2 protein-coding genes and 1 pseudogene are annotated in these 3,512 nt (G+C 72.4%); all 3 read left to right on the forward strand.

Annotated features, from left to right (window positions below; translation table 11 throughout):
• On the forward strand, positions 1 to 370 hold a 370-nt coding region (locus VNS22_RS01215; protein ID WP_325728777.1), incomplete at its 5' end, for a virulence factor SrfB.
• Complete coding sequence (locus VNS22_RS01220; protein WP_325728779.1) at positions 367 to 3,027, forward strand: virulence factor SrfC family protein; 2,661 nt, start codon at positions 367 to 369, stop codon at positions 3,025 to 3,027. The genes VNS22_RS01215 and VNS22_RS01220, both read left to right, overlap by 4 nt.
• Positions 3,027 to 3,512, forward strand: a pseudogene (locus tag VNS22_RS01225) (hypothetical protein); the annotation flags it as partial. The gene VNS22_RS01220 and the pseudogene VNS22_RS01225, both read left to right, overlap by 1 nt.

Below are 3,512 nucleotides of genomic sequence, written 5' to 3' on the forward strand. Positions count from 1 at the left end.
GGACGCCGATCTCGACACCGGCGAGAATGTCGAGGGCTTCACGTTGTCCATGGGCGGCCCGGTGCTGCTGGGCTTCCGCCAGCTGCCGCTGGAGCGCTGGAAGACCACGCCGCTCTATTATGTGTACTTCACCGATCCCGCGGGCCTGGCCCGGCTGGCCACGCCGCTTCGGGTGACCTTCGAGCGGATCGAGAAGAAGGACGCGACGCTGGAGGACTTCCGCCTGGTCGAGGTCGAGGACGCCGAGGGCAACCCGCGCAAGGACAAGGTCGGCTTCCGCCTGCAGACCATCCCGATGGATCAGGAGGCCAGCGGCGGCTACTGGCTGGATACCGGCGTCTTGCGCACCATCGGGCTGGCGGCCTCGTGACCGACGCCACCACCCGCCAGAAGGACCAGGACCTCGCGAGCCGGGCGCGGATGCTGGCCCGGACCGCCGTGGAAGGGCTGGCCTGGTTCCGCGACAATCCGGGCCTGGTCGGCAACCGGCTGGATGCGCTGGAGCGCACCTGCCGCCGCCATGCCGTGGACGCGCGCCGGCTCGCCAATGCCGCCGAGCGGCCGATGTCGGTGGGCGTGTTCGGCGCCAGCCAGGCGGGCAAGTCGTTCCTGATCGGCAGCCTGATCACGCCGGTGGGCCGCCCGGCCAAGGTGCTGTTCGGCAGCGGCGACGAGGTGGTGCGCCGCGACTTCCTGGAGGAGGTCAACCCGCAGGGGGGCAAGGAGACCACCGGCGTGGTCACCCGCTTCTCGATCCGCCCGCACGCCACCCCGCCCGGCCATCCGGTGGTGCTGCGGCTCCTGCGCGAGATCGACATCGTCAAGATCCTGGCCAACGCCTTCGTGTTCGACCTGGGCGGCCAGGCGGATCCGGAGCAGGCGTTCAGCACCGAGCGCCTGGCGCTGCTCGAGGCCAGCATGCCCCAGCGCCGGCGCGGCCAGCAGGTCGACCCGCTGGAGCTGGAGGACGTGTTCGAGCTGCGGGCCTATCTGGCGCACAGCCTGCCGCGCCACCCCCTGGCCGAGCGCGGCGGCCCCTTCGCCCAGCGCTACTGGGCGCTGGCCGAGGCGGTGCTGCCCTACCTCGCGGCCGGCGACCGTACCGAGCTCCTGGCCCCGCTCTGGGGCGAGCTGCCGGAGTTCACCGCCCTCTACCGCGAGCTCAAGGACGCGCTCGACCAGTTGGGCGATGCCGGCCAGGGTGCCCCGGACTTCGCCTATGTCCCGCTCGACACGATCAGCGAGCGCACCCGCAGCCTCGTCCATGTCGACACGCTGCTGGGCCTGGATGCCAGTGATGCGGCCTCGGCCGAGCTGGTGCCCGTCCTGGTGCCCGGCCGTCCACCGGTGCGCCTGCGCAAGCCGGTGGTGACGGCACTCACCGCCGAGCTGCGCGTGGTGCTGGACGAGCCCGCCTGGCCGTTCTTCGCCCATACCGACCTGCTCGACTTCCCCGGCGCCCGCTCGCGCGAGGATTCCACGCCGGACCGGCTGCTGCGCGCCAAGGACAGGCCGCAGGCGCGTGCCTACTGCTTCCTGCGCGGTAAGGTCGCCGTGCTGTTCGACAAGTACGCGGCCGACCTCGATCTCAACACGATGCTGCTCTGCGTGGGCGACAGCAACCAGGACGTCGCCAAGCTGCCGGAGCTGATCCAGGACTGGGTGAACGTCACCCACGGGCCCGACCCGGAGGCGCGCGCCGCCCGGCCCAACCGGCGCACCAGCCTGTTCTTCTGCCTGACCAAGGCCGACAAGCTGTTCGACTTCAGCACCGGCACCGCGCCTGAGCCGTCCATCGCCAACCGGCTGGACAGCAGCATCGGCAAGTTCTCGGGCTGGATCCGCCAGTGGCTGCCGGGCCAGCCCTTCACCAACCTGTTCTTCATCCGCAACCCTAAGGGCATCAAGCGCGAGGACCTGTTCGACTACGAGGACGTGCCGGGCCTGCCCGACGGCGTGATGCCCCCTGAGCGCCGGCTGCGCCCGGACAAGGCGGAGCTGCTCGCCCGCTACCGCCAGGCCTTCCTGGCCGATCCCATGGTGCGCACCCACGTCGCCCTGCCGGCGGAGAAGTGGGAGGCCATGCTGGCGCTGAACGACGGCGGCATCCGCCTGCTCGCCGAGCAGCTCGCCCCGGCCTGTGACCCGGACCTGAAATACGACCAGATAGCACCCCGGGTCGCGGTGCTGGCCCAGGAGCTGCGCAGCGAGCTGGCCGCCTTCCACGAAGCCGGCGACCTCGTGCGCCGGGTCGAGCAGCGCCTGGCCGCGATCGAGCCGGTGCTGGATGCATTCGAGCACCGGCCGACCATGTTCGGGCCGTTCCTGGCCGAGCTGCAGGTGAGCACCGCCAGGCTGGGACAGCGCTTCTTGGAGATCGCCCGCCGGCAGGGCATGGGCATAAGCGGGGGCATGGACGCGGCGAACCGCGCGGTCCTCGGCCTGCGTCGTGAGGCCGGCGCGGCTCACCTCCCGCCCACCCGGTTCGGCGATGCCGCGGTCCAGGTCTGGCTGGACGATCTGGAGCGCAAGGCCGGCGACGAGGAGCTGGCCCGGCAGTTCGGCCTCACCTGCGAGGCATTCCGCGCGGTGGTGAGCGAGCTGGCCGTGGGGGCCAGGCGCTTCGAGGTGGCCCAGAAGGTCGAGGCCCAGGTGCGGGCCACCGAGGCGTTCGCCCAGACCGCGGGCGACGTGATGCACCGCGTCGCCATGGGCAGCGGGCTGGTGATCGACCGGATGGTCGACCTGCTGGGCACCGACCTCCAGCCGCCGGACCGGCCGGACGTGCCGCGCCTGCCGCGGCCGCGCCCGCTCGCCGTGGGCGAGCTGCCGGAGCTGGCCGCCGACAAGGGCCAGTCGCTCGCCGGCCGCTTCGAGCGCGCCCGCTTCTGGCTGCTCGCCTTGCGCCTGCTCACGAGCGACAATGCCGCCTGGGGTCAGGGCGGCCTCGTCGATGTCGAGCAGAACCGCCGGCTGGGCGCGCTGCTCGACCGGCTGGGTGGGCAATCCCCGGATAGGCAGGAGTGATGCACGAGGTCCAGGCACGTCTGGAGGATGCCGATGCCGGCGGCGGCGGGCGGGCGCGCCTGTCGTTCGCGCCGGTGGCGGCGATGGACCGCCCGGCCTGGTTCACCGTGCGCGGCAGCGATCCGGCCACGCCCTGGCTGGGCCCGGCGGGCTGGCAGGTCGCCGAGCACCGCTTCCATCCGCTCGATGTCGAGCATGACGGGCAGACCCTGACGATCCTGGTCGGCCACGAGGTGGTGGACGCCATCCCGGAGTTCGCGGTCGTCGAGATCCAGCTCCCGGACTACGACATCGCCTGCAAGGTGAGCTGGGAAGGCGTGGTGCCGAGCTACGGGCCGGCTGCCCTGGCGCCGGTGGCACCCCGTCCGCCGCGGCCGCAGCCGCCGCCGGTGCCCGATCCCGACCTGCCGCCCTTGCCGGTGCGCGCCGCACCGGTCCTGTTCGCCTTCGTGGTCACGCCCGAGCGCCGGGTCGTGCTGCGGGCC

The organism is Geminicoccus sp., assembly GCF_035556675.1.
Classification (GTDB): domain Bacteria; phylum Pseudomonadota; class Alphaproteobacteria; order Geminicoccales; family Geminicoccaceae; genus Geminicoccus.